The sequence below is a fragment of the Corallococcus sp. NCSPR001 genome (assembly GCF_017309135.1).
Taxonomy (GTDB): Bacteria; Myxococcota; Myxococcia; order Myxococcales; family Myxococcaceae; genus Corallococcus.
Genome location: NZ_JAFIMS010000002.1, coordinates 9,168,869 through 9,194,342 on the forward strand (window position 1 = coordinate 9,168,869; position 25,474 = coordinate 9,194,342).

Annotated in this window: 22 protein-coding genes; 9 read left to right on the forward strand and 13 right to left on the reverse strand. The window is 71.5% G+C overall.

All coding sequences use genetic code 11. The features are described from left to right. Positions 1–5 precede the first annotated feature (5 nt). The 10 genes from JYJ93_RS38860 to JYJ93_RS38905 are packed head-to-tail and all read right to left on the reverse strand — an operon-like array spanning position 6 to position 9,451. The gene (locus JYJ93_RS38860; protein ID WP_206799835.1) at positions 6–866 is read right to left on the reverse strand and encodes a MerR family transcriptional regulator; all 861 of its coding nucleotides are present in this window, start codon (positions 864–866) and stop codon (positions 6–8) included. Further along, the gene (locus JYJ93_RS38865; protein WP_206799836.1) at positions 863–1,540 is read right to left on the reverse strand and encodes a lysophospholipid acyltransferase family protein; all 678 of its coding nucleotides are present in this window, start codon (positions 1,538–1,540) and stop codon (positions 863–865) included. Before JYJ93_RS38865 ends, JYJ93_RS38860 begins: the two co-directional genes overlap by 4 nt. Beyond that, positions 1,537–1,884: a lycopene cyclase domain-containing protein gene (locus JYJ93_RS38870; protein ID WP_206799838.1), complete on the reverse strand. Its 348-nt coding sequence runs from the start codon at positions 1,882–1,884 to the stop codon at positions 1,537–1,539. The genes JYJ93_RS38865 and JYJ93_RS38870 overlap by 4 nt, the downstream gene beginning before the upstream one ends. Continuing rightward, positions 1,881–2,264 (reverse strand): lycopene cyclase domain-containing protein, encoded by a 384-nt coding sequence (locus JYJ93_RS38875; protein ID WP_206799840.1) that lies wholly within the window; start codon positions 2,262–2,264, stop codon positions 1,881–1,883. Before JYJ93_RS38875 ends, JYJ93_RS38870 begins: the two co-directional genes overlap by 4 nt. Further along, positions 2,261–3,379, reverse strand: coding sequence for a glycosyltransferase (locus JYJ93_RS38880; protein WP_206799842.1), 1,119 nt, complete (start codon positions 3,377–3,379; stop codon positions 2,261–2,263). The genes JYJ93_RS38875 and JYJ93_RS38880 overlap by 4 nt, the downstream gene beginning before the upstream one ends. Then, positions 3,376–4,335 (reverse strand): carotenoid 1,2-hydratase, encoded by a 960-nt coding sequence (locus tag JYJ93_RS38885; RefSeq protein ID WP_206799844.1) that lies wholly within the window; start codon positions 4,333–4,335, stop codon positions 3,376–3,378. Before JYJ93_RS38885 ends, JYJ93_RS38880 begins: the two co-directional genes overlap by 4 nt. Next, positions 4,332–5,783, reverse strand: coding sequence for a phytoene desaturase family protein (gene crtI / locus JYJ93_RS38890; RefSeq protein WP_206799846.1), 1,452 nt, complete (start codon positions 5,781–5,783; stop codon positions 4,332–4,334). The genes JYJ93_RS38885 and crtI (JYJ93_RS38890) overlap by 4 nt, the downstream gene beginning before the upstream one ends. Continuing rightward, positions 5,780–6,814, reverse strand: a complete 1,035-nt coding sequence (locus JYJ93_RS38895; protein WP_206799847.1) for a phytoene/squalene synthase family protein — start codon at positions 6,812–6,814, stop codon at positions 5,780–5,782. Before JYJ93_RS38895 ends, crtI (JYJ93_RS38890) begins: the two co-directional genes overlap by 4 nt. Then, positions 6,811–8,352, reverse strand: a complete 1,542-nt coding sequence (gene crtI, locus JYJ93_RS38900) for a phytoene desaturase family protein (protein WP_206799848.1) — start codon at positions 8,350–8,352, stop codon at positions 6,811–6,813. The genes JYJ93_RS38895 and crtI (JYJ93_RS38900) overlap by 4 nt, the downstream gene beginning before the upstream one ends. A gap of 10 nt (positions 8,353–8,362) precedes the next feature. Continuing rightward, positions 8,363–9,451: a polyprenyl synthetase family protein gene (locus tag JYJ93_RS38905; protein ID WP_206799849.1), complete on the reverse strand. Its 1,089-nt coding sequence runs from the start codon at positions 9,449–9,451 to the stop codon at positions 8,363–8,365. A gap of 122 nt (positions 9,452–9,573) precedes the next feature. Between JYJ93_RS38905 and JYJ93_RS38910 the strand changes: the two genes are divergently transcribed. The 6 genes from JYJ93_RS38910 to JYJ93_RS38935 all read left to right on the forward strand — a co-directional run bounded on the left by JYJ93_RS38910 (position 9,574) and on the right by JYJ93_RS38935 (position 14,995). Next, positions 9,574–10,137, forward strand: a complete 564-nt coding sequence (locus tag JYJ93_RS38910) for a hypothetical protein (protein ID WP_206799850.1) — start codon at positions 9,574–9,576, stop codon at positions 10,135–10,137. Further along, positions 10,134–11,042 (forward strand): TIGR01777 family oxidoreductase, encoded by a 909-nt coding sequence (locus JYJ93_RS38915; RefSeq protein WP_206799851.1) that lies wholly within the window; start codon positions 10,134–10,136, stop codon positions 11,040–11,042. Before JYJ93_RS38910 ends, JYJ93_RS38915 begins: the two co-directional genes overlap by 4 nt. An 18-nt stretch (positions 11,043–11,060) precedes the next feature. Then, complete coding sequence (locus tag JYJ93_RS38920; protein ID WP_206799852.1) at positions 11,061–12,113, forward strand: alpha/beta hydrolase-fold protein; 1,053 nt, start codon at positions 11,061–11,063, stop codon at positions 12,111–12,113. A 258-nt stretch (positions 12,114–12,371) separates the two neighbouring features. Beyond that, complete coding sequence (locus tag JYJ93_RS38925) at positions 12,372–12,980, forward strand: hypothetical protein (protein ID WP_206799853.1); 609 nt, start codon at positions 12,372–12,374, stop codon at positions 12,978–12,980. Between the two features lie 94 nt (positions 12,981–13,074). Further along, positions 13,075–14,331 carry a metallophosphoesterase gene (locus tag JYJ93_RS38930; RefSeq protein ID WP_206799854.1) on the forward strand — a complete coding sequence of 419 codons (1,257 nt, stop codon included), beginning with the start codon at positions 13,075–13,077 and terminating at the stop codon, positions 14,329–14,331. Between the two features lie 19 nt (positions 14,332–14,350). Next, positions 14,351–14,995: a TetR/AcrR family transcriptional regulator gene (locus JYJ93_RS38935; protein WP_206799855.1), complete on the forward strand. Its 645-nt coding sequence runs from the start codon at positions 14,351–14,353 to the stop codon at positions 14,993–14,995. 135 nt (positions 14,996–15,130) lie between these two features. Here the strand turns inward: JYJ93_RS38935 and JYJ93_RS38940 are convergent, their stop codons facing one another. Next, positions 15,131–19,642 carry a thrombospondin type 3 repeat-containing protein gene (locus JYJ93_RS38940; RefSeq protein ID WP_206799857.1) on the reverse strand — a complete coding sequence of 1,504 codons (4,512 nt, stop codon included), beginning with the start codon at positions 19,640–19,642 and terminating at the stop codon, positions 15,131–15,133. A gap of 238 nt (positions 19,643–19,880) precedes the next feature. Here JYJ93_RS38940 and JYJ93_RS38945 point away from each other — a divergent pair, with 238 nt between their 5' ends. The 3 genes from JYJ93_RS38945 to JYJ93_RS38955 all read left to right on the forward strand — a co-directional run bounded on the left by JYJ93_RS38945 (position 19,881) and on the right by JYJ93_RS38955 (position 23,042). After that, the gene (locus tag JYJ93_RS38945; RefSeq protein WP_206799859.1) at positions 19,881–21,488 is read left to right on the forward strand and encodes a serine/threonine-protein kinase; all 1,608 of its coding nucleotides are present in this window, start codon (positions 19,881–19,883) and stop codon (positions 21,486–21,488) included. Positions 21,489–21,564: 76 nt separating this feature from the next. Then, the gene (locus JYJ93_RS38950; RefSeq protein ID WP_206799861.1) at positions 21,565–22,419 is read left to right on the forward strand and encodes a hypothetical protein; all 855 of its coding nucleotides are present in this window, start codon (positions 21,565–21,567) and stop codon (positions 22,417–22,419) included. 89 nt (positions 22,420–22,508) lie between these two features. Then, positions 22,509–23,042: an FHA domain-containing protein gene (locus tag JYJ93_RS38955; RefSeq protein ID WP_206799862.1), complete on the forward strand. Its 534-nt coding sequence runs from the start codon at positions 22,509–22,511 to the stop codon at positions 23,040–23,042. 35 nt (positions 23,043–23,077) lie between these two features. Here JYJ93_RS38955 and JYJ93_RS38960 read toward each other — a convergent pair whose 3' ends face one another. Both JYJ93_RS38960 and JYJ93_RS38965 read right to left on the reverse strand, forming a co-directional pair. Next, the gene (locus JYJ93_RS38960) at positions 23,078–23,803 is read right to left on the reverse strand and encodes a tetratricopeptide repeat protein (RefSeq protein ID WP_206799863.1); all 726 of its coding nucleotides are present in this window, start codon (positions 23,801–23,803) and stop codon (positions 23,078–23,080) included. Beyond that, on the reverse strand, positions 23,772–25,220 hold the full coding sequence (locus JYJ93_RS38965) for a serine/threonine-protein kinase (protein ID WP_242544101.1): 1,449 nt from the start codon (positions 25,218–25,220) through the stop codon (positions 23,772–23,774). Before JYJ93_RS38965 ends, JYJ93_RS38960 begins: the two co-directional genes overlap by 32 nt. Positions 25,221–25,474 lie beyond the last annotated feature (254 nt).

Below are 25,474 nucleotides of genomic sequence, written 5' to 3' on the forward strand. Positions count from 1 at the left end.
GTGCTTCACGGTCGGTTCTGCGCGTTTCGCGCCTGATGCCAGACGGCGATGAGCTCCTCCGCGGACTCGGCGTATTGCGCGCCCAGGGTGAACAGCGTCTTCAAGTGCTCACGCGCGCCGGGCCCGCCTACCACCACGGGAGCGGGCGCGCACGCATGCATCGCTTCGGACAACACCGCGACGAAGTCGTCCGCATCCCGGCGGCGGATGAACGACAGCGCCACCAGGTCCGGGCGCACCTGCGTGCATGCCCCCTGCAACGCCTCCGAGGGCGTGTCCGCGCCCAGCAGCGTCACCCGCCAGCCCCGCGCCTTCAGGTGCACGCCCAGCGCGAGCAGCCCCCCCTCGTGGTGGTCTTTCGCCGGACAGGCCAGGAGCCCCCGGGGCCCGTCGCCCACGCGCTCCATCCCCGCCAGCAACATGCGCAGCCGCTGCCGCACCAGCGCGGACGCCATGTGCTCACGCGCCACGTCCAGGCGACTGGCCATCTCGCGCAGCAGCGGGAGGAGGACCGTGTCGCAATACGTGGCCGCGTCCAGCCCCACCTGGGCCGCGGACAGCGCCGCGTCCGCGCCCTCCGAGTCCAGCACCATCACCGCCGCCCAGAAGCGCTCCAGGTGCCGCGCCTCCGGCGGGACGTCCGTCCGGGGCTCGTCTCGCACCTGGGCGATGGCCTCGCTCACCGAGAGGCCCTCCTCCATCAGCTTCGCCACCCGGCGGACGGCCTCCACCTCGTCGCGTGAATAGACGCGGTAGTTGTTCTCACTGCGCTCCGGGCGCGGGAAGCCATGGCGGCGTTCCCAGGCGCGCAGGGTGGCCTCCCGGATGCCCGTGAGCCGGGCGATGGTGCGGATGCGCAGGCTCATGGCCCCAGGCCTCGCGCGCGGTCCCAGCGCTCCGCCACGCCCTTCGCTCCGGACACCTTCTGGGTGAAGCCCTCCAGGCTCGTGGCCCCGGACACCCGCCGCACCACCGCCTCCAGCCCGCTCTGGAAGCGCGCGAGCGGCCCGGCCTCGTGGACCTCGCCCACCTCCAGCAGCACGTCCGGCCGCTCGTGCTCGAAGAAGGCATAGCGGATGGCGATGGGCACGCACTCCGCCTTCGCCGCGCGGGCCAGCAGCTCCACCCCGCGCTCCAGCTTCAGCGGGTGGACGCCGAAGGGCCGGTGCTCCCCTTCCGGAAAGACACACACGGCGGCGCCCGGCTTGCGCAGCAATTCCTTCGCGTAGCGCAGCGAGGACAGGGACGACATCGCGTCCTGCCTGCGGATGCTGAAGGCGCCCATCTTCGTGTGGAAGGGGTAGCGGCGCAGGTTCTCCTCGTCCATGAGGCAGTAGCCGTCCCAGCCCGCCACCTGGCAGAGCTGGTGCAGCACGAAGCCGTCCCACCAGTTGGAGTGGTTCAGGTAGACGAGCCGGCCCACCCCGTCGGCGGGCAGCTCGCCGCGCACCCACAGGCCCCGGAACGTCGAGCGGACCTTCCACCCGATGTACCGGTCCACCGCCCACCCGAAGGGCCCACCCTTGGCCGCGCGAATCAAGACGCCCGAGCCTCCCGGAGCCGCAGGAGCGCCGTGAAGAGCGCGAGCCCCAGCGACACCAGCACGCTCGTGATGAGGAAGAAGAGGACCTCCTCCAGCGGCACGGCGCCGATATACACACCCACGTGGCGGCCCTCACCGAAGTTCCAGATGCCGGTGGAGATGGCCAGGTGGTCCGCGATGGACAGGTACACGCCGATGACGAGCGCCGGGGGCAGCACCGCGCGCAGCACCTCGCCCGAGCGGGCCTTGTAGTGCATCACGAGCGCCGCCAGTTGAATGGCAATCACCGGCAGCGTCCAGGCCAGCAGGTGGATGAGGTACGCCCAGCGCGTCTCCATCATGGCGACACCTCGGAGGGCTCCAGGGTCCGCTGCGCGCGGACGGACTTCTGCTCGTGAGACACGGGCTGTGGCTTCTTCGCCAGCACGCGCTCCAGCCGGTCGCGCGCCCACAGGCCCACGAGCAGCGTCTGGAGTCCGAAGAAGAGGTACTCCTCCAGCGGCAGGTAGCCCAGCTTCACGCCCCAGATGCGCTCCGGGTCGAAGCCCCACAGGCCCCACTTCACGGCCATGTTGTCCCACGGCGACGTGGCCGCGTAGACGATGATGAGCAGCAGGCCCATGGGCGCGAGCCCCCGCCACGACAGCGTGCGGCGGTAGCGCACGAGCAGGAACAGGATGGGCAGGACGACGAAGAGCCCCAGGAAGCGCGCGTAGGTCATCCCGGGCCTCCACTCCACCGCGGCGCCACCCGAATCATGCGTCCCCCAGCTTCCAGCGCGTAGGTATGGCCGCGCCAGGTCACCCTTCCCTGCCGCGTCAGCGAGGCCACGAAGGCCGCGAGCAGCAGGAGCTCTCCCTGGATCCAATCCGTCAGCGCGTGGCCCCGGTCCGCCTCCGAGGGCACGCGGCTCAGCGCCGCGAGGCGCAGCGACAGCGACGTGCGCACCGCGACGAGCGCCGCCACCGCGAGCCATACGGTGACCTCATGGAGCCACGCGGCGAGCAGCAGCAGCGGCACGGTGGGCGTGAAGAGCAGCGGCACGGTGGGATACAGGCCGGGCCGGTGGCTCGCGAGCACCTGCATCCAGCGCGTGAAGCGCTCCAGCGGCACGCGCCAGGACGTCCCGTTGGCGACAGGCACCCAGGCGGGCGCGGGGCTCAGCGCCACGTCCAGTCCCCGCGCGTGAAGCCGCTTCGCCAGCTCCAGGTCCTCGCCGATGTGGTCCGACAGTCCGGCCAGCTCCTCCGCCGCGCGCGGTGACAGCCCGAGCGCCTTGCCGCAAACGGCCTGCGCGCCCGCGCTCATCGCGTGCAGCGCGCGGAAGCTGTGATGCGTGTAGCGAAGCAGCCCCGCCATCGCGCGGCCCGCCGCGTCCACCGCGCCAACAGGCGTGGGAGCAGCGGTGCTCAAGGCGGCGCCGGCCACGAGCGGAGCGGCGAGGCCCTCCACCAGCGCGCCCGTCACCGCCACGTCCGCGTCCACCGCGAGCACCACCCGCCCGCGAACCTCGAGCGTCTCCAGCGCGTAGAGCAGGTGGCCCACCTTGCGGTTGGGACACACGGGGTCGCTCGGAAGCCAGCGCACGCCCTCGGCCAGGCGCGGCCGGTACGGAGACAGCACCACCTGCTCCAGCGGCCCCGCGTAGTCGATGGGGAGCTCCAGGTTGTCCAGCTCCAGCGGCGTGGGCGCGTCCACGGGGCGCAGGAGCAGCACGGAGGGCAGCGCGCCCCCGGCCGTCACGGGCGCACGGCGATACAGCCGCGCCAGCGCCACCGCGCTGAAGCCACCGGCCATCACCGTCCACCCGAGCGTGAAGAAGCCGAGCGCGTTCATGCCGTCCTCCCCAGGCGCGTGCGGAAATGCGCCATCCAGCGGATGAACGGGGAATGGAAGCGGCGGAAGTCCGCCACCTCTCCCATCGTGTCCAGCGCGTCCCGCCTCGACTCCAGCCGCGCGTAGAAGGGCGACGACTCCAGCAGGCGCGGCGCGCCCACCACCTCGTTGCCCGTGTGCATCTTCGCGGGGACGCGCAGCCCCCAGCCCGTCAGGCTCGTGGGACGCGCCTCGGGGTTCGGGCCGCGCTCGCACACCACGCCATTCGCCCCCGCCACCATGCGCACCGGCGCCACGCCGTCCGGCAGGTGGTAGTCCACCACCGTGTGGTTCGCGTGGTGCGTGCGCGCCCAGTGCCAGCCGGACAGCCGCGCGCCCAGCAGCTCCTGGCCGTGGTTCGTGTCGTGGTAGCCCATGCCCTCCGCGCTCACGCCCAGCGTGGACACCTCCAGCCGGGCCTCCGCCCGGGGCGCCAGGGGCTGCCAGTAATGCGGCAGGCCCGGCATGAGCTGCACCTCCGGGCCCCGCCCGGTCAGCGGACGCAACGTCAGGCTGGCGCGCACCGGGCGGCCCCACGGCGCCGTCCCGTCATCCACGTCCATGCGCACCGTGCCATCCACCGCGTGCGTCAACGTGGAGCGGCCGATGCGCAGCCGTCCCGGCCCCTGCAACTCCACGCGCGGGTACTCGCTCAGCACCCACAACTTGCGCACACCCTGGTGGTAGAGCGCGAAGTTCACCGCGCTGTACGCCAGCGGATGTCCTCCCCGCCGCGCAGCGACGGAGTAACGCGGGGAGAACAACGACCCCAGCATGAAGATGCACACCGCGCTGTACGGCCCGGCGGTCACGTCCGCGTAGAACCAGCGGTACGCCCCCGCCATGTCCGGCAGCGCGGGCAGCGCGCACGACTCCGCCGCGCCGGACAGGAGGTTCTGCGCGAGGACGGACTTCATGCGACCTCCCGCAGGTGCGCGGACGCCATCTGGGCCGCGAACCGGCCCGACAGCATCACCAGCGGAACCCCGCCGCCCGGATGCGTGCCACCGCCCGCGAAGAACAGCCCCGGCGTGCCGCCCCGGATGCGCGGCCTGCGGAACGGACCGAAGCGGCCATGCGGCAGGAAGCCGTAGATGGAACCGCCCGGAGCCCCGCGCGCCGCCAGGTCCACCGGCGAGCGCTGCCCCACCACGCGCACGCGCCCCTTCAACGCCGGGTAGTGCCGCACGAGCTTCTCGAACATCTGCTCGCGCACGCGCTCCGCGCTGGCTTCCCAATCACGCCGGGCCTGCTCCGCCCTGCCCTCCTCCAGCGGCATGGCCGGCGCGTTCACCATCACGAACAAGCCCGTGCGGCCCGGCGGCGCCATGCTCGAATCCGTGGCGGACGGGTTGCAGACATACACCGTGGGGTCCGTGGCGAGCTGGCCCGCGAAGAGCTCGTCGAACTCCTTGCGGTAGTCCCCGCCGAACATCACCGCGTGGTGCGGCACCGCCGTGCGCCCCTCCACCTCCAGGAGCAGCACGAAGCCGGACAGCGACAGCGGCTCCGACTCCCGGCGCAGCGACGCCAGCGGATCCGCGTTCACCACCACGCTGTCGAACACCTCCGCGACCGGCTCCACGCGGTAGCCCTCGGTGATGCGCTCGAAGCGCGCGCGCGTGTCCAGGTGCACCGTCACGCCCAGCCGCCGCACCGCCTGCCCCAGCGCCTCCACCAGCGCGCCGATGCCGCCGCGCACGTGGTGCACGCCATACGCATGCTCGATGTGCGGGATGAGCGCGAACGCCGCGCTGGAGTCATACGGCGACCCGCCCGCGTAGGTGGCGAAGCGCCCCACGTACTGGCGCAGGTGGTGCGTCTGGAAGTGCTTCGCCGCCAGCGCGTGAAGCGTGTCCAGCTTCATCCCCGCCAGCATCGCGCCGATGCCCCGGCGGGCCACGCGCGCCATGAAGCCGGCCATGCCCTCGAAGGGGGCCTCCAGGTAGGGCTCGCCCGCCGCGCGCCAGATGGCCGCGGCCTCCGCGTAGAAGGAGTGCACGCCCTTGCGCTCCACGGGCCGCAGCTCCGCGGCGCTCTCCGCCATGCGCTCCAGGTCCTTGTACGCCGTGAAGCCGCACCCGTCCGTGAAGTGGTAGGTGCACTGCGGCTCCAGCTCCGTGAACGGGGGCAGCAGGTCCACCGCGCCCAGCTGCTCGAAGGTGCCGCGCACCAGCGCGGGCAACGTGAGCAGCGTGGGGCCCGTGTCCAGCGTGAGCCCCTCCACCGTCACCGCCTGCGCCTTGCCGCCCAGGGACGGGCTGCCCTCGAACAGCGTCACCGCATGGCCCTCCTTCGCCAGGAGGCCCGCGGCCGTCAGCCCACCGATGCCGCCGCCAATCACCGCCACGCGCGAGGCCTTCATCGCGAGCCTCCCGTGCCCGTGGGCAACAGCGGCACCGGCGCGGACGGCAGGGCCAGGGGCGCGTCCGGCAGCGCGGCCCGGGGACGCAGGAACACGGTCGCCGTCAGCTTCAGCTTGCGCCCCGTCGTCGTGTGGGCCCGGCCGCTGAACACGTCGTAATCCCGCGCCTCGATGTCGCGCAGGATGTCGCCGTAGATGGCGCCCATCAGCCGCACCATGCGCTGGCTGCCAAAGCCGGTGAGGTAGTGCACGCCCGCCGCCGCCCGCGCGTAGTACGCCCGCGCGCGCTGGATTTGAAAGCGCATGAAGTCGCGCCACTTCGCGTCCACGCGGCCCGCGCGCAGGTCGTCCTCGCTGATGCCGAAGGCGCGCAGCTCCTCGGAGGGCAGATACACCCGTCCGCGCTCCAGGTCCTCGCGCACGTCGCGCAGGATGTTGGTGAGCTGCATCGCGCGGCCCAGGTCCGCCGCCGGCTCCACCGCGCGAGTGTCCTCGCAGCCCAGCACCGGCGTCAGCATCAACCCGACCACGCCCGCGACGCGGTAGCAGTACAGGTCCAGCTCCTCCCACGTGTCGTAGCGCACCTTCGTCAGGTCCATCTCCATGCCGGAGATGAGGTCCTGGAAGGGCTGCTCCGGAATCCGGTAGTGGTGGATGGTGTGGCGCAGCGCCGCGAACTCGCTCGCGTCCCACGGCGACGGCGCGTCCGCGGAGGGCTGCCGCGCGGACGGCGGTCCCAGCTCCTTCGAGGCCAGCTCCGGCAGCGGCAGGTACACCTCCGCCACGCGCTCACGAGCCCGGGCCAGGCGCATCGCCAGGGCCATGGGCGCCTCGCCCGGCAGCGCGCTCTCGCCCGCGTCCACCAGGTCATCCAGCCGCCGGCAGAAGGCATACAGCGCGAAGGCCGCCTTCCGCCGCTGTCCGAAGAGGAGGTACGACGCGAAGAAGAAGCTCTTGGCGTGGTGGCGCGTGACGACCCGCGCGCGCCGGTAGCCTTGCGCGATGAGCGCGGGAGAGGCCATGGCGCTCATGCCGCCACCTCCACCGTCGGAGCGCCCGCGCGAGGCGACAGCGCCACGCCCTGCTTGTGGGCCCACTCCGTCAGCCGCTCGGTGACGAGCCGCGCGGAGATGAGCACCGTGGGCAGGCCCGTGCCCGGCTGCGTGGAAGCCCCCACGAAGAAGAGGTTCTTCACGCGGGGGTCCACGTTGGCCGGACGAAAAGGGCCAATCTGGAAGAAGTTCTGCGCCAGCCCGAACGCGCTCCCACGCGCCAGGTTGTACGTGCCAGCCCAATCATCCGGGGTGAAGACGCGCTCCACCTCCACGTCCTGCTCCAGGTCCGGGTAGCCCAGCTCCGCCATGCGCTGGAACACCTTCGCGCGCACCTTGGGGCCCTCCACCGTCCAGTCGATCCCCGGGTTCTGGTGCGGCACCGGCACCAGCACGTAGAGCGAGTCCTTCCCCTCCGGCGCCAGCGACGGGTCCGTGCGCGTGGGCACGTTGATGTAGAAGCTGGGGTCCTCCGGCACGCGGAGGCGCTGGAAGATGTCTTCGAACGAGCCCGCGTAGTCCCGGCCGAACATCACGTTGTGATGCAGCAGGCCCGGCACCTTCTTCTTCATGCCCAGGTAGAGCATGTAGCCGCTGGAGGTGAAGCGGAGCTTCTCCCCGCGCTTGAACGGCGCGTCCTTCGGATCCAACAGCTTCTCGTACGCGTACGGCAGGTCCGCGTTGCACAGGACGGCGTCCGCGGCCACCACCTCGCCGCCCGCGAGCCGCACGCCCGTGGTGCGCCCGCTCTCGGTGAGGATGCGCTCCACGGCCTGGCCGTAGTGCAGCGTCACGCCCTCCTCGCGCGCCAGCCGCTCCAGCGCGAGCGGAATGGCATACAGGCCGCCCTTCGGGAACCAGATGCCCACGCCCAGCTCCGTGAAGGGCAGCAGGCCATAGACCGCGGGCGACTCGAAGGGAGACACGCCCAGGTACATGGTCTGGAACGTCATCGCCGCGCGCAGCCGGTCGTCCTGGAAGTAGCGGCTGACGTCCGCGTACATGCGGCGGTGCGCGCGCGCCTTGAAAATCTTGGCCAGCACCCCGGGGGAGAAGTAGTCGCTCACGCCATTGAAGTTGCGGCCCACGAAGTGGTCCAGGCTGATGCGGTACTGCTCACGGCCCTGCGCCATGAAGGCCAGGTAGCGCTGGAAGCAGCCCGGCTCCACGCGCTCCAGCTCGCGCCCCATGGTGCACAGCTCGGACGTGAAGGTGATGTCCGAGCCGTCGCGGAAGTGCACCCGGTAGTTCGGGTCGCACCGCACCAGCGTGAGGTAGTCCTCGATGCGGCGGCCGAGCGCGCGGAAGGTCTCCTCGAACACCTCCGGCATCAGCACGATGGTGGGGCCCACGTCCCAGGTGAACCCATCCACCTGGAGCTGGTTGCACCGGCCTCCCGGGCCGTGCGTCTTCTCGAAGACCTGGACGTCGAAGCCCTGCCGCGCGAGCCTCGCCGCCGCGGCCAGTCCACCGACGCCCGCGCCCACCACCACCACCCGCTTGCCCTGTGCGCTCATGACGGTGTCCTCAGGAAGCGCGACGCGACAGCCGGGTGATGAGGGCATCCAAGAGGTCCCTCAGGCCATGGGGGTTGGGCAGCGACGCCAGGCTCCGCCGCGCGGAACGCGACGCGCGCTCCACCGCGCGCTCACACGCCGCACGGCCGCCGAAGTGCTCCACCAGCTCGCGCGCCCGGGCGAGCGCCGCGTCGTCCTTGCACTCCACCGGCAGCGCCCACAGCCGCTCCAACTCCTCGCGGCCCGCGGGCGTGGCGCGCACGTACGCGGCCACCACCGGGAAGGTGCGCTTGGCCTGCACGAAGTCTCCGTCGGACGCCTTGCCCGCCACGGCCGCGTCGCCGAACAGGCCGATGAGGTCATCGCGCAGCTGGTACGCGAGCCCCACCGAGCGCCCCACCCGCTCCAGTCCCTCCAGGAGCCCCGCGTCCGCGCCGCCCAACATCGCGCCGCACACCAGCGGGGCGCAGAAGCCGTAGCGCGCCGTCTTGAGGTGCGCCACGCGCAGCGTCTGGAAGAGCGTCATCTCCGCCAGCGGCACGCGCGCCAGGTCCAGGTCCAGGTACTGCCCGGCGGCCGTGTGACGGCACACGCCCAGGTAGTAGCGCGCCACGCGGGAGGCTCCCGGCAGCCCCGACTCCAGCATCGCCTCCAGCGAGCGGGCGAAGAGGTGGTCTCCCATCACCACCGCCAGGTCCTCGCCCGGACGGCCCGGGGCGAGCATCCGGTGCAGCACCGGCCCGCCCCGCCGCAGCTCCGCCTGATCCGCCACGTCGTCGTGGATGAGCAGGAACGTGTGCAGCAGCTCCAGCCCCGCGGCGAAGCGCCACAGCCCCGGAGGCACCGCGGTGCTCCCGCGCGCCAGCCCGTGCCCCGCCAGCACCAGCGCCGGCCTCAGCCGCTTCGCCGGCCGCAGCGCATAGGCCCGCGCCTGCGCGGCAGCGTGCGTCCAACGTGCGTCCAGGGTCTGTTCGTCCGGCAGCTCGAACAACTGGGCGAGCGCGGCCTCCACCTGCGCCTGCACGAGCTGCAGCCAGGCATGTTCAGGGGGTGCTGCTCCGGCGGAGGTCTGCTGCACGTTGGGAAGCAGGGTGGCCATACAGCGGATCTCCGAAATCGGGAGCACGGCAGCAGCCTTCTGACCTAGAGGTAGCGTTTGCGTCCAGAGATTGTCAAGGCTATGTCTAAGGTTTGCAAAAACCTTGTACACGGAGACCCCCGATGAAGGCGTGGATCACAGGCGCGTTGACGGTGGCCCTGACGGCGGGGAGCGCGAGCGGCGCCACCCCGGACCTGGAGCCGGTGGACGCGACGTTAAGCACCTCCAGCGGAGAGCGGGTCCAGCTGGCTCGGTGGCGTGGGAAACCCGTCATCCTCTTCTACGAGGACAAGGACTCCACGACACTCAACGCCCCCCTGAAGGCGGAGCTGTTCACCCGGGGACGCGAGCGCGGCCTTCTCCAAAGTGCGTTCGTGGTCGCCGTGGCCAATCTGGAGAAATACGACTTCTTTCCCGCGCGGGAGATCGCCCTGTCGTACGTGCGTGACGAGGAGAAGAAGGCCGGCGTGCCCATCCTGGTGGACCTCAAGGGCACCCTGGGCCAGGAGCCCCTGAAGCTGCCCACCAAGACGTCCACGGTGATGCTGCTGGACGCGGAGGGCACGCCTGTCTACCGCCACTCCGGCCGCATGAAGCCGGAGGAGCAGGCCCGCTTCTTCATCGCGCTGAGCCAGCTGGTGGGCCAGGACCTGACCGCCGAGCGGGAGAAGGAGGCCCACCCTTGAGGGTGACCTGCACGGGCGCCACCGGCTTCCTCGGTCCAGGCCTTGTCCAAGGTTTGTTGGAGGCCGGCCACACCGTGCACGTGCTCAGCCGGAACGTGGAACACGCGCTCGGCCGGCTGCCGGCCGGGGTGACGGGCTCCTACTTCGACGGGAGCACCCCGCTGTCGCCGGACGCGCTCGCGGGCGCGGAAGGGGTGGTGCACCTGGCCGGGGAGCCGGTGGACCAACGTTGGACACACGAGGCGAAGCACCGCATCCACCAGAGCCGCGTGGAGGGCACGCGCGTGCTGGTGGAGGCCCTGAGGCAGGCGGGCAGCGTGCGGCACTTCGTCTGCGCGTCGGCGGTGGGCTTCTACGGCGGCGCCCGGGCGGGGCAGACGCTGACGGAGGAGGACGCGCCCGGCGACGACTTCCTCGCCCACGTGTGCCAGGGCTGGGAGGCGGAGGCCCTGCGCGCGGAAGAAGGAGGCATCCGCACGGTGCGCCTGCGCATCGGCGTGGTGCTGCACCCGGCGGGCGGCGTGCTGCACCGGATGCTGCCGGTGTTCCGCATGGGCGCGGGCGCGAAGGTGGGCAACGGCCAGCAGTACGTCAGCTGGGTGCACAGGGAAGACCTCTTCCAGTTGATGCGCTTCGCGCTGGAGCACCCCACGCTGTCCGGCCCGGTGAACGCCACGTCGCCGGAACCCGTCACCAACGCGACCTTCGCGCACACGCTGGGCGCGGTGCTGGAGCGGCCCGCGGCGCTGTCGGTGCCGGGCATCGTCCTCAAGGCGCGCTTCGGGGAGATGGCGCGCGTGGCGCTGGAGGGCCAGCGGGTGATGCCCCGGCGCGCGCTGGAGGCGGGCTTCCAGTTCCGCCACCCCGACCTGACCGGAGCGCTGCGCGACCTGCTGTCCCCGTGACTACATTGCGCGCCACGCATGGATGACACCCGGACGCTGGAAGCCCGCGCGCGCAAAGAGGGCACGCCGCTCATCGACGGAGACACCGCCACCTTCGTGTGGAAGGGCCCCCGGCAGGTCTTCCTCCAGGGAGACTTCCAGGACTGGCGCGGCGCGCCCCTGCCGCTGGAGCGCGTGGGCAAGGGACTGTGGGCGCGCTCGCTGGCGCTGCCCGAGGACGCCTACGTCGAATACGCGCTCCTGGACGCGAAGGGCCGCCGCGCGCGCGACGCCTTCAACCCGCGCCGCTCCGACAACGGCTTCGGCGACTTCAACCACTGCTTCTGGATGCCCAGGGGCGAAGCGACACCGCTGGGCAAGCGCATCCGGAACGTCCCCAGGGGCCGCGTGACGCGCCACCCGGTGGCGACGCACGAATGGGCCGTGGGCGCGAAGCGGGCGGTGGCACTGTACGCGCCGCCCGTGAAGGGCCCCGTGCCGCTCATGGTGGTGCTGGACGGCGACGACTACCTCCGGCGCGTCCAACTGCCCGTGATGGTGGACAACCTCATCGCCGCGGGCCGCATGCGGCCGGTGGCCATGGCCTTCGTGTCCAACGGCGGCCCGGCCCGCACCGCCGAGTACGCGTGCAGCGAAGCCACCGTGGCCTTCCTGCACCAGCGCGTGCTGCCCCTGGCCCGCGAGCACCTGTCGCTGGTGGACGAGCAGCGCACGCCGGGCGCGCACGCGGTGCTGGGCTCGTCGCTGGGCGGCCTGATGGCGCTCTACGCGGCCCAGCGCCTGCCGCGCGTCTTCGGCCGCGTCCTGTCCCAGTCCGGCGCCTTCGCCATCGAAGGCACCGACATGGTCGTCTTCGACCTGGCCCGCCGCACCGGCCAGCCGCCGCTCCATGTCTGGATGGACTGCGGCCGCTTCGAGGGACTCCAGGACGGCAACGAGCGTCTCCTGCCCGTCCTCCAGGCGGCCGGGCACCGCGCCACGTACCGGCCCTACAGCGGGGGCCACAATTACCCCGCGTGGCAGAGCAGCCTCCCGGCCGGGCTCGAAGAAATCTTCTCGACCGCTGGGTGACGCGTCGCGGCGAAACGCCGGATTTCCGTCTGGAATGAAAGTCCCCTGGAATCAAGGGGTTGGGCCAGGGGGAAGGCGGCCAAGGCCGGATGATCCAGGATTGGGAGGGGGCCCTGACGCGGCAGGCGGGCGGCCGTGCGGGGCCTGTGGACTGGGGGGCTACGCAACCCGGGGGAAGGCCGGACCGATAACAGATGTAGGTGCCGCAACCCGGAGCGAGTCTCGCGACGGGCCTTCCCCTGCGCCTGGAGTCCCCTCATGTCTCGCGTCGATGGTGGCAATCGCCCGTCCCTTCCCCCGAAGCGCTCGGAGCTCGAGCGGTCCGAGCGGAGCGACGTCACGCGCGACAGCAAGCCGGGGGCCGCCCAGGGCCGGACGCCCGCCAACGCCAACGTGCGCTCCTTCCAGGGCCGCAGCGACTTCGAGCCCGCGCGCCCCGCCCCCGCTTCCTCCCGCCCCACGCCCGCGCAGACGCCGGCCGCGAAGGCCCCGCCCTCCGCGGCGGACGCGGAGTCCATCGCCCAGGCGGACATGGAGCTGGGGCTGCTGGCGGAGTTCCCGGACGCGGACGCGCAGAGCGGCATCGCCTCCGCCATGCTGCACGCGCACGCGGACGCGCCCGTGTCGCAGAACCGCATCGTGGAGCGGCTGAAGCAGGACGGCCGCCTGGAGACGCTCTTCGGCGAGGTCTTCCGCGAGGACAACCCGTACGTGGAGCAGCCGCACAAGAACGCCATCGTGAAGGCGCTCGACACGGCGCTCTCCCGCGGCACGGTGACCGGCGAAGACCTGCGCGCCTTCTCCCGTGGCACCTACGCCCAGGAGTGGCAGCAGATCGGCGCCGCGCTGGGCACCACCCGGAAGTAGCCGGACACCGGGCGCGGGGCTCCCGGTCCGCTTCACGCTTCTTCACGCGCATGCCGGTTGCGCCGTGGCGCGTGCGCGCGAGGATGGGCCTCCCATGGTGGAAAGCCCGTTGCGCATCATCCTGTTCATCCTGCTCGTCAGCGTCGCGTCGGTCCAAGTCCACATCTACCTGTACCGGCGCCTCTTCCGTGACACGTCCACGAGCCGCTCCTGGCGCACCGCGGGCAAGGTGCTGCTGACGGCCCTGTGCGTGCCGCTGCTGCTGTCCTGGGTGGTGACGCGCATCCTCCCCTCCGCGTTCATCGTCGCCGTGTTCGCGTGGACGTGGATGGGCGTCGCCGTCTACCTGCTGCTCTCCCTGGCGCTGCTGGGCGCGGTGAGATGGCTCGTGGCGCGCACGCGCGGCCACCGGGGCGTCGCCGCGCCGCTCGCCACGCCCGCGCCGGACCCCGCCGCGCCGCCGTCCCTGGCGGACCTGGCCGTCACCGTGCCGGCCCCGCCTCCCGCCGTGCCCCCCGTGGACGAAGCGCGCCGGTTGTTCCTCTCGCGGGCCACCGCGGGCGGCGCGGTGCTCGCGGCGGGCGGCCTCACCGGCTACGGCATGTGGAGCGCCTTCCACCCGCCCGTGGTCAACGAGATCGCGGTGCGGCTGCCCGGCCTGCCCAAGGCGCTGGACGGCTTCACCCTCGTCCACATGAGCGACATCCACGTGGGCCCCATCATCCAGCGGCGCTTCATGGATGAGCTGGTGCGGCGGGCCAACGCGCTCAAGCCGGACCTGGTCGTCATCACCGGCGACCTGGTGGACGGCACCGTGGCCGACCTGCGCCACTCCGTCGCCGCGCTCCAGAACCTCCAGGCGAGAGCGGGCACGCACTTCATCACCGGCAACCACGAGTACTACTGGAACGCCAGCGCCTGGGCGGACGCGCTCAGCGGCCTGGGCGTCACCGTGCTGCGCAACCGTCACGTGACGATTGGAGACGCGGGCGGCGCGTTCGACCTGGTGGGCGTGGACGACTGGTCCATGCGTAACGGCCCCAAGGGTTACAACCTGGAGGCCGCCATCGAAGGCCGGAATCCAGACCGCGCCGCGGTGCTGCTCGCGCACCAACCATCCAATTGGGATGTGGCCGCGAAGGCGGGCATGGGCTTGCAACTGTCCGGACACACCCACGGGGGACAGTTCTTCCCGTTCACCCTCGCCGTCTCAGCAATTTGGAAACACGACGCCGGTCTCTTCCAGGAGGGCGACAAACACCTCTATGTCAGCCGTGGCACCGGCTTCTGGGGCCCGCCCCTGCGCGTCGCCGCTCCGTCTGAAATCGTTAAGGTGACGCTCCTGGCGTGAGGTGTAGATTTACCCGGAAATGAGCAAGGAACCAGCGAAGCGCGAAATCAAACAGGAGCGGGCCGCGCGAACGCGGGTCGAAATCCTGGAGGCCGCCATCACGTTGTTCGCTCGGCGGGGCTACCTGTCGACGACGATGTCGGACCTGGCGAAGGCCATCCGGATGACTCCGGGCGCGCTCTACTGGCACTTCCCCACCAAGGAAGACCTGCTGCTGGCGGCCATCGAGGAATTGCACCAGCGCTACCTGATGGAGTTCGCGCCGCTGCTCGCCGAGCGCCGCGTCCTGTCCGGCCGGGAGCAGCTGGTGTTCGTGGTGTCCCGCACGTCCCAGTTCCTGCGCTACCACCGCGAATACGGCATCTTCTTCGGGATGCTGTCCGCCGAGTCCGCCGAGTCCAACGACCGCGTGGCGGAGGCGCTGCGCGAGAAGATCTCCCTCTACGTGGCGGTGCTGGCGGGGATGATCCGCTTCGGCCAGAAGCGCAATGAGTTCCGCCAGGAGGTGGACCCGGTGCACATGGCCCACACGATGATGGGCGGCTACCTGGGCATCCTGCTGCACCACAACCTGTACCGCGGCATGGTGAACTACGACCCGCTGATGGCGTCGTTGGATCAGATCCTCTCCGGCGGCCTCCACGTGCGCGCCCCCCTGGCCTGAGGCGCTGACCCCGCCGGGCCGGGCGGCCCGGAAGAACAGACGCCCGGTCCCCCATGCGAGGGACCGGGCGTCTTTCATTTCAGGGAGCTTCCATCCCCGCTCCCCATGCGAGGGGAGCGGGGCGGGAGGCGGTGACTACGGCGTCTCGATGGGGCTCGAGGAGTTCTGCGGATCGCGCGCCACGCGGGGCACGAAGTCCGCCGCGTTGTTGTCGGAGTCCTGGCCGTTGCCCGCGAGCTCATCCTCGCCGCCCGCGCCCATGGTCGCGGCGGTGGACGTCGCCCGGGCCTTGCGCTCGATGCTGCCACCCTTGCCCGCGGGCGCGGGGGCCGCGGCGCCCTCCACGACCGTGCGGCCGTTGCCGAAGCCCACGGTGTCCACCACGCCCGTGAGGGACGTGGGGTCCACCGTCACATCCGCCATGCCCAGGCGGACGTTGCCCGTGGAGCCGGAGATGTCCGTGTTGCCCCACGTGTAGTCCGCGGGGACGGCCGACGTGGAGTAGCTGGTGGCGGCGACCAGGTAGTAGCCGTGGGCCTTGATGGTCGCGGCGGGCAGCGTGGCCAGCACCGTGAAGTTCGTCGTGGTGCTGGTGGTGCTCGCCGTGCGGTAGAGCAGCTTCCAGCCGGTGATGTTCACGGCGGCGTTCGTCGGGTTGTACAGCTCGATGTAGTCGTCCGCGTTCACGGTGAGACCCTGGCCGGCGATCTCACTGATGACGACGTGGCCCTGCACCGCGGCCACCGTCACGGCCGCCTGCTTCGTCACGCCCTGGTAGGACGCGGTGAGCTGGCCGTCGCCCGTGGCCTCCGTGGCGGTGAAGACGACCGTGGCGGTCGTCTGGCCTTCCGGCACCGTCACCGTCGAGGCCGACAGCGAGCCCAGCTCCGAGGGCGTGAACGCCACGTCCACGGCCGCGCCGCCCGCCGGGGCCTTGCGGTCCAGCGTGACGGTGAACGTCTGCGTCGTGCCCACCGTCACCGACGCCGTGCCCGGCGTGACGCTGGCGAGCTTCGCGGGAGGAGGCAGCACGGTCAGCGCCGCCGACCGCGTGATGCCGTTGAGCGAGGCGGACACCGCGCCCGTCCCCTCACCTTCCGCCGCGGCGGTGAACGTCACCGTCGCCGTCGTCTCGCCCGCGTCCACCGTCACCGACGTGGCGGACAGCGCGCCGAAGGGCGTGGCCGGAGAGGTCAGCGCCAGCAGCACCTGCACGGGCGCCGTCGGAGCGGACTCCAGCGTCACCGTGAACACCTGGGCCGCGCCCGCGTTCACCGTGGCGGTGGACGGGGTGAGCGACACGAGCCGCGGCACGTCCGTGATGACGTTCACCGTGGCGCTCAGCGTGCCCAGCGTCACCGTGCCGGAGCCGGTGCTGGCCTCGTCCACGAGCAGGTCGAAGGTGGCCGTCAGCGCGTCCGCCGTCACGGCCTGGGCCGTGAAGGTGCCGAAGCCCGAGGGAGCCACGCTCACGTCCAGCGAGGTGCCCGCCGGCACCGGCCGGTCGAACGTCACGGTGAAGCGCGCCGTGCCGCCCGGCGCCACGCCCACCGTCTCCGGGGTGAGGCCCGTGGCGTTGGCCGCCTCGGTCTCACCCAGCACGCGCAGCGCGGCCGTCTGGGAGGACGTGCCCAGCGTCGCGGTGAGGGTCACCGACGCCGCCTGAGCCTTCGCCTCCAGCGCCACCGTGGCGCTCGTCTGGCCCGCGGGAATCACCACCTGCCCGCCCGCCGCGGTCAGGGCCGCCGCGTCGCTGGAGCTGATGGCCACGGTGACGTCCACCGGGTAGGCGTTCGCCATCGTCACGGTGAGGGGCTGCGGAATCGCCTGGGCGCCGCCCACGCGCGCGAAGCCGCCGGACGTGAAGCCCGTCAGCGCCGGCAGGGGCGGCAGCGGGATGACCATGTCCGCCGCGCTCCGGGGCACCAGCTTGTGGTCGTTGAAGTTGAACGTGAGCACGCCGCGCAGCGTGGTGTACTCCGTGCCCAGCACCTGCGGGGCATAGGCGAAGGCCTGGTCGTCCACCATCAGGCCCGAGGACGCCGGGTTGCCGGCCTTGTTCTCGTCCACGATGAACTCGCGGTTGGTGTTCTCCAGGCGGGTGTTGAAGACGTTGTGGACCTCCACCAGCGCGCCCTCCAGCGCCTTCGCCTTCGGGCCGTTGGTGCGGATGTCCTCCGTGCGCACCACCACCGGGGCCGGCATCGGGTTGGCCGCGCTGTGCTTCGTCACCTTGCCGTCAATCACCTCCAGCAGGCCGAAGTAGTCCTTCAGCGTGCCCTCCACGCGGATGTTGTCGCCCACCGCGACGTCGGCCTTGAGGCTGTAGATGAAGAGGCCGGAGTTCTCCGCGCCCTTGCCCGCCGGGTAGTTCGCCACCTGCACCCAGTAGCCGCGCTCCGCCTTCGCATCCACGGCGGTCACGACCACGTCGTCCACCGCCACCTTGGTGCCCACCAGCGACTGGTTGCCGAAGCGCGGCGTCACCTTCACGTCGTAGACGGAGGTGGCGCACGCGGCGCCGGCGGGGTTGGCCACCGGGCACGCGTCGCACGCGTCGCCCACGCCGTCGTTGTCGGAGTCCTTCTGGTCCGGGTTGGCCACGAGCGGGCAGTTGTCGGTGGCGCTGGTGATGCCGTCGTAGTCGAAGTCGGACGGGTCCGTGACCGAGCACGTGGCCGCGTCATCCGGGCAGCCGTCGCACACGTCGCCCTTGCCGTCGCCGTCCGTGTCCTTCTGGTCCGCGTTGGCCACGAAGGGGCAGTTGTCCTGCCAGGTGGGCACGCCGTCGTGGTCGTCGTCCTCGCCGCGGAAGGCCTGGCACGCGGTGGTGCCGGCCTCCAGGGGGCACGGGTCGCACGCGTCACCCACGCCGTCGCCGTCCGTGTCCAGCTGCCGCCCGTTGTCCATGGGGCGCACGGGGTTGAAGATGGTGGGGCAGTTGTCGGCGGCGTCCTCGATGCCGTCCGCGTCCGCGTCCGCCGCGCTCGCCACGCCCGAGTAGACGGTGGAGCCGTTGACGGCGGCCACCGGGAAGCTGGTGTTCACCGCGTTGCGCGAGGGCTCGCAGGTGGGCTCGTTCTCCGGGGTGCCGCACGCGAACAGCGGGTACAGGCCCCGGGTGTCCTGGGAGCCCTGGAACTCCGCCAGCGTCTTGCCAATCTCCGACTTCACGCACGCGGCCTTCGCGGTGCCGCACACGTCCAGCGCGTCGCAGGCGTCCGTGCCCTTGAGGCCGTCCACCAGCGCCTGGTCGCCGTAGAGCGGCTTGCCGCCGCGCATCGTCAGCACCACGTCCGCCGGCTCCGCGGCGATGACCGCGCGGAACGGAGAGGCCATGTTCGCGCCCACCCGGAAGATGGCCAGGTCCGCCACCTTGCCCGGGGCGATGCGGCCCACGCGCTCATAGAAGTCCACCACGTCCGCGGCGTTGGCCGTCACCATGCGCCACAGGTCCTCGTCCGTGAAGGTCTTGGCGTAGCGCGTGGTGTTGAGGTGATCCGCGCAGCGCAGCTCGCGCAGGATGTTCATGGAGCCGGAGCGGATCCAGTCCGTGCCCAGGGAGATGGACGCGCCCATCCGCTTGTAGGTCGTCACCATCGCCGTGTCGCCGTACAGCGAGATGTTGGAGCGCGGCGACCAGACCAGGCCCGTGCCGTGCGCCACCATCTGCGAAATCTCCGCCGCGGTGAGGCCCACGCCGTGGATGATGGCCGAGCGCGGGAACAGCACGTTGCCGGCGCCCTCGGACAGGCAGCGGAACTCGTTCTGCGCCGTGGACGCGATGCCCTCCGCGATGTGCGGCAGGTACGCGGACGTGCGCCCGGTGATGGTCGAGGACGACGGGAACGAGGAGTAGGAGCAGGAGTCCGTCAGCGTGGTGCCGCTGCTGTCCCCCAGCGGGAAGGTGTCCGAGTCCGCGTACGGCTCCGACAGGCCCTCCTGCTGCGCGGTGGTGGACACGTCCAGGTTGCGCAGCAAGCCCGCCTGCCCGCCCGCGCCCGCGATGGAGGTGGTGCCCGCCATCACCTGGCGCAATTCCGACCAGCGCACCGCGTCCGCCTTGGAGTTGGACGGGTTGTTCTGCCGGGTGTGCTTGTTGTTGCCCGTGCGCCAGTCGTGGCGGTGCTCGTAGCGCTCCGTGCTGGTGCTCGCCAGCGGCGCGCCCGGGTAGGTGATATGGTCGTGCGGGTTGATGAGGCCCGGGGAGATGACGCCCGTGGGGCACGACACCGCCGTGGCCTCCGCGGCGCCCGCGGCCTTGGAGCAGTCGCACTCGGAGCAGGTGATGACGCCCTGGGCGTCCACCAGCACCTGGCCGCCCATCAGCGTCTGGCCGTCCTTGAGGATGATGCCCGTGAAGAGCGTGCCCGCCGTGCCCGCCTTCGTCACCTCACAGGTCGCGCCGTTCGCGAGCGGCGCGGGAGGCGTGGCCCAACACTGCTCCGACTTCACGGGCGTGTTGGTACAGTTCGCTTCGCACCCATCTCCGCCGGTGGTGTTGCCGTCATCGCACTGCTCGGCCCCCTCCTTCTTGCCGTTACCGCAGACCGCCGCAGGGACCTCGGGATCATCCGAACTACAGGCACTGCCCAACAGAAGGACCGCGCCCAGGGCGGCCAGCAATAGACGGGGGGAGCTGCGCATGAAGCCTCCTGCCCGAAGGCAGTGCCTGAAGAAGGAACGGGTGCGACGAGGAAAGCCCCCCCGTGCCTCGCATGCCGCGTGGGGTGGGGGTGCAACATTTCAGCGATACCTGACCCCTGAAGTCCACTTCGTGGGGCTCCAAAGGCCTCCCGTGTGCCGTCAGGTGTGGTAGGAGCGCACCCAACGTGTGGGGGAGCAGGCGGATGACGCGTCCTGCCACGTTCTAGAGTGGGGGGACATGATTACCCGGAATCCATCCAGCACCGTGTCGCGCTTCCTGGACGCGCACCTGCGCCGTGACGCGCAGGCCCGTGAGCTGTCCGTGGCGCGCTTCATGAGCATCCTGTCCGCCATCTGCGTGGTGGTGGCCGCGGCGCTGGGGCCCGCGATGGGGTGGGACCTGACGCTCGCGCTGATGGGGCTGTCCACGGTCCTGTCGGGCTACTACGGCTGCATGTGGTGGGTGTTGCGCTCTGGCGCGTTCCACCCGGCCATCCCGTGGTTGAACGTCTTCATCGAAGTGAGCATCCCGGCGGTGGTGCTGGCGTTCGACCTGCACTTCAAGGGTCCCGTGTACGCGCTCACCGCGCCCACGCTGGTCATCTGGGGCACGCTGGTGACGCTGGCGGGCCTGCGCAGCAACCCGCGCCTGGGGCTGGCCGCGGGCGCGCTGGTGGCGGCGGAGTACCTGGCGCTCTACTTCGGCTTCGTGCGGCCGCTGTTGCCGGAGGAGCCGCTCGTCACGCTGGGGCCGCTGTTCATCTGCGTGCGCGCGTTCTTCTTCGTGGCCACGGGCGCGCTGACGGCGACGCTGGCGCGGCACTTCTTGGAGCGCACGCGCAGCGCGCTCGCGGCGCTGCGTGAGCAGGAGGTCATGGGCAAGTACGTGCTGCACGAGCGCGTGGGCGCGGGCGGCATGGCGGAGGTGTACCGGGCCACGTACTCGCCGGAGGGCGGCTTCGAGAAGCAGGTGGCCCTGAAGCGCATCCTGCCGTCGTACGCGGACGACGCGGCCTTCGTGACCATGTTCCGGCGCGAGGCGGAGCTGTGCTCGTCGCTCTACCACCCCAACATCGTCCAGGTGTTCGACCTGGGCCGCCACGGCGGCACCTACTTCCTGGCCATGGAGTACGTGGACGGGCTGCCCCTGAGCGCGCTGCTCAAGCCGCGGGACCGCCGGCCGCTGCCCCTGTCCGCCGCGACGTTCCTCGCCGCGGAGCTGGCGAGCGCGCTGGACTACCTGCACCGGCGCACCAGCGCGGACGGCGTGCCCCTGCGGCTGGTCCACCGCGACCTGAACCCGCCCAACATCCTGGTGTCGCGCATTGGCGAGGTGAAGCTGTCGGACTTCGGCATCGCGCGGGACGCGGCGCGCGCGAACCTCACGGTGGCCGGCAGCGTGCGCGGCAAGCTGGGCTACATGGCGCCGGAGCAGGCCATGGGCCATGACATCGACGGGCGCGCGGACCTCTTCGCCCTGGGGCTCACGCTGCACGAGGCCCTCACCGGCCGGCGCGCGCTGAGCGGACATTCAGAAGAGGTGCTGCTGCGCGCGGCGGTGGACCAGGAGGTCGTCCCGCCCTCGCAGCTCAACCCCGCGGTGCCGCTGGCGTTGGACCTCATCGTCATGCAGCTCTTGCAGAAGGACCCGGCGAAGCGCACGCCGAATGGTGCCACGCTGCGGCAGCAGTTGCTGGCGCTGGAGGGCCCCGCGGCCCCCTTCCCTCACGGCCAGGGGGAGCTGGGGCGGGTGGCGCGCGAGGCGAAGACGCTGGCGGAGCAGCTGAAGCAGGAGACCGTGGAGACGGCGGCCCAGGGGAAGCAGCCCCTGGCGCGCATGGCGTGAGCCGGGGACGTGGCTGCGCGGGACACGGGAGCGCGTTAGAACGCGGCGCGTTTCCCGTCGCCTGGAGCCCGCCACCTTGGACATCGCCGTCATCACCTACGCCGGACTGCCGCAGATGAACCCGCTGGACGCGCCGCTGGTGCCCGCGTTGCAGGCGCTGGGCCTGGACGCGCGGCCGGTCATCTGGGACGACCCCACCGTGGATTGGAGCCGCGTGCGCGCGGCGGTGGTGCGCAACGCCTGGGACAGCCACCTGCGCCGCGAGGAGTTCGTCGCCTGGGCGGACCGTGTGGGCGGCGTCACGCGGCTGTTCAACCCGGCGGACGTGCTCCGGTGGAACACGCACAAGGGCTACCTGAAGACGCTGGAGGCGAAGGGCCTGCCCCTGACGCCCACCGTCTGGGTGCCGCCCGGCGGGACGCTGGACGTGGCGGCGACGGCGCGCGAGCGCGGCTGGGACGCGGTGGTGCTCAAGCCCGCGGTGGCGGCGGGCGGGCTCAAGGTCTTCATCGTCCGGCGCGAGGGGTGGGACGACGCGAGCGCGAAGGTGGCGGAGCTGGCGAAGGAGGGGGACGTGATGGTGCAGCCCTACCTGCGCGCCTTCGAGACGGAGGGCGAGCGCTCATACATCTTCTTCAACGGCGTCTTCAGCCACGCGGTGCGCCGCCCGCCCACGCTGACCACCGCGCCCCGGGGCTTCGCGGAGCCGCACGGCTTCACGCCGGACGACGCGGAGGAGCAGCGGCTGGCGCACGAGGTGATGGAGGCGTCCGGGGGCGCTCGGCTGTTGTACGCGCGCGTGGACGTGGCCACGGACAACGAAGGGCGCACCCGGCTGCAGGAGGTGGAGGTGACGGAGCCGTGCCTCTTCCTGCCCATGGACGCGGGCGCGGCGGAGCGGATGGCGAAGGCGGTCGTTGCCCGGTTGTAGTCTTTCGGGCCGGCCCATTCGCCCACTCGTGGACACCTGGAGGGCCATCCGGGCGACGCGGAAGCGCCGGATGGGGTTATGACTGGGCCATGCGAGCCCTGTTGCTCTCGCTGCTCATCCGGCAGCACATGGCACTCCAGGAGAAGTTCAACGCCAAGTACCCGCACGCGTGGCTGGTGTGGGAGGCGGGTGCGTGGAACGTCCCCGAGGAGCAGAACGTGGCGGCCACGCGGCTGCCCATGATGGACCTGCGCGACTGCCTGCCCGCGGGCGACGCGCTGTGCTTCGAGCTGATGGGGGTGGCGGACCGAGGCCCCCTGAAGCTGGGGCGCGCGTCGCACAACACCTTCGTCGTGAACGACGCCACGGTGTCGCGCGAGCAGCTCGCCCTGCACCCCACGCCGGACGGCGGCTGGAAGGTGGAGCGGCTGGCGCAGTCCCGACCGGTGACGGTGAACGGTGAAGCGCTGGAGGCGGAACAACCACGCCTGCTGCGAACGGGAGACGAGCTGAAGGTGGGCGACGTGCGCCTCACCTTCCACGACGCCCCGTCATTCCACGCGCGCATCGGCCGCATCGCCGCGCAGGTGCTGGCGCAGGCCGCCGCACCGCCGCAGCGCTGAAGGCCCGCGCGGAGCCGGCGGCTTCGGACCGCCGCCTACCGCCCCACGGTGCCGAGCGTCGTGTCCCGAGGATTGGGCGCCGTGGCGACCCACACCGCGCCGCCCGCGAGCAGCGCCACCGCGCCCGCTCCCGCCCAGACGTACCAGCGGCGCGTCCACGGCTTGGAGGCTTCCGCCTCCGTCTTCACGGACGCGTCCGGCACCTGCATGGCCAGGGCCTGGGAGGCCCCGTCCTTCTCCGGCGCGGCGGACGGGTTCGCGGCGAGCCTCGCCTCGTTGGCCCTCGCCTCCGCCAGCGCGGCCTGCTCGCGCGCCTTCTGCAGCTCGCGGTCCCGGGCGAAGCGCTCGCGCTCCCGGCGCTGCTCCTCCTGGACGCGCGCCTTCGTGTCCATCTCCGCGATGAGCTCGCGCACCACGTCCGCGTTGGCCGGCTCCCCCTGCGACAGCGACAGGTAGCGCCGGTAGAAGAAGGCCGCGCGCGACGGGTTGTTCAGCTGCCGGTGGCACTGCGCGATGTTGAAGAGGAACGCGGGCAACGGCTTGAGGCGGTACGCCTCGCTGAAGGCCTTGAGCGCCCGGTCGAACTCGCCCAGGTCGTACGCCAGGTTGCCCTCGGAGAACTTCTCCCGCGCCTGGTCGTCCGCAGCGGTGGCCGTCGCATCCTCCGCCGCCACCGCCGGGAACGGCGTCCCCAGCGCGAGCGCGAGCGCCAGGCTCAGGGCCCGGGGCTCACTGCGACGCGAACGGATCAATGACCGCATCCCTGCTTCCTCCCTTGCGGCCCGGCGCACGCGCGGGGGCACGACGCGGTCCCGCGCTCGCCTTCACGAGCGGCACGGACAACTCCGCGGCGGCGGCACCCTGCTTCAAATCCACCGCCCGCTCCAGCGGAACGTAGCCCGCGAGTTCCACACGCAACTGTGGCGGCACGGCCTGCCGGCTCAGCGCCTTCGTCAGCGGCGTGACGCCCAGCTCCTCGCCGGTGTCCACGCGCACCACCTTCGCGCCTGGCGGCGACGAATGCACCGTGAGCGTCACCGGATCCGCCGCGCCCGCGACCGCCGTCCCTCGCGCGGCCGCATCCGGGCTGGACGCCACCGCCGCCGCGGCCTGCTCCGCATGGGAGGCGCGCATCGAGTGCAGCCCCGTCCACGTGGTGATGCCGGACACCAGCGCGAGCGCCGCCAGCCCCACGGACACCTGGAGCCGCCGGGAGCGCAGCAGACCCGGCACCCGCATGCGCAGGGTGGGCCGCTCCGCCTCCTCCACCAGCGGCTCCGTACGCGGCTCCGGGTCCGGCGCGGTGGGCATCAGGAGCAGCGCCGTGGTGACCTCCGCCAGCTGCTGCGGCCGCGCTTCCGGTTCCTTCGCCAGGCAGCGCATCACCAGCTGCGCCAGCTCCTGCGGCACGCGCTCGCCCGAGGGCAGATGCGACGGCAGGGCCGGCGGCGGCTGGGTGATGATCTGCACCACCAGCTGCCCGAAGGCCGACGCCTGGAACGGCGGGTGGCCGGAGAGCATCTCGTAGAGGATGTTGCCCACCGCGTAGATGTCCGCGCGCGCGTCCACCGGCAGCCCCGCGGCCTGCTCCGGCGCCATGTACGCCGGCGTGCCGATGATGGTCCCGTCCAGCGTGCCGGTGAGGCTCACGCCCGTCTGCGTGGTGATGAGCTTCGCCACGCCGAAGTCCAACACCTTCACGAAGTCCTGCTGCCCGGAGCGCTGCGTGATGAAGAGGTTGTCCGGCTTGATGTCCCGGTGCACCACGCCCACCTGGTGGGCCGCGCCCAGCGCCGCGCACACCTGCACGCCCATGCGCTGCACGCGCTCCAGCGTCAGCCCCTCCTCCTTCAGGAGCGCCGCCAGGCTCTGCCCGCGCAACAGCTCCATCACGCAGTAGACGTGCCCGTCGGGCGACTCGTCCACGAAGTCGAAGACCTCCACGATGTGCTCGTGGTTGATCTGATTGACGGTGCGCGCCTCCTGGAAGAAGCGCTGCACGAACGAGCTGTCCCGCGCGTGCTCCGGCTTGAGCACCTTGAGCGCCACCTGGCGCCCCAGCCGCACGTGCCGCGCCTGGAAGACGCGGCCCATGGACCCTTCGCCCAGGAGCTTCTCCAGCTGGTAGTTGCCCAGCACCGCGCCTTCCTGCGCCTCCTGTCCGGCCGGAGACATCATGACTGGCGCCCCGCCACCGTCGGTCACGGCGTCACCCGATTCGGACAGGACTGTGTGAGCGAGGAGGTCGTCGGTGCCCATGGGAGGATCAGGTTTCCATGACCGGGCGACCCTGCAACCCACGGGAGGGCATCTATCGCGCGAGAGACGGAAAAACTTTCGGCACGTGACGATTCACCCGCCGTGTACCGGATGGACAGGTGGCATGTACGGCGAACGCGCACCTTCAGTCCACGGACATTGAAATACTTCTC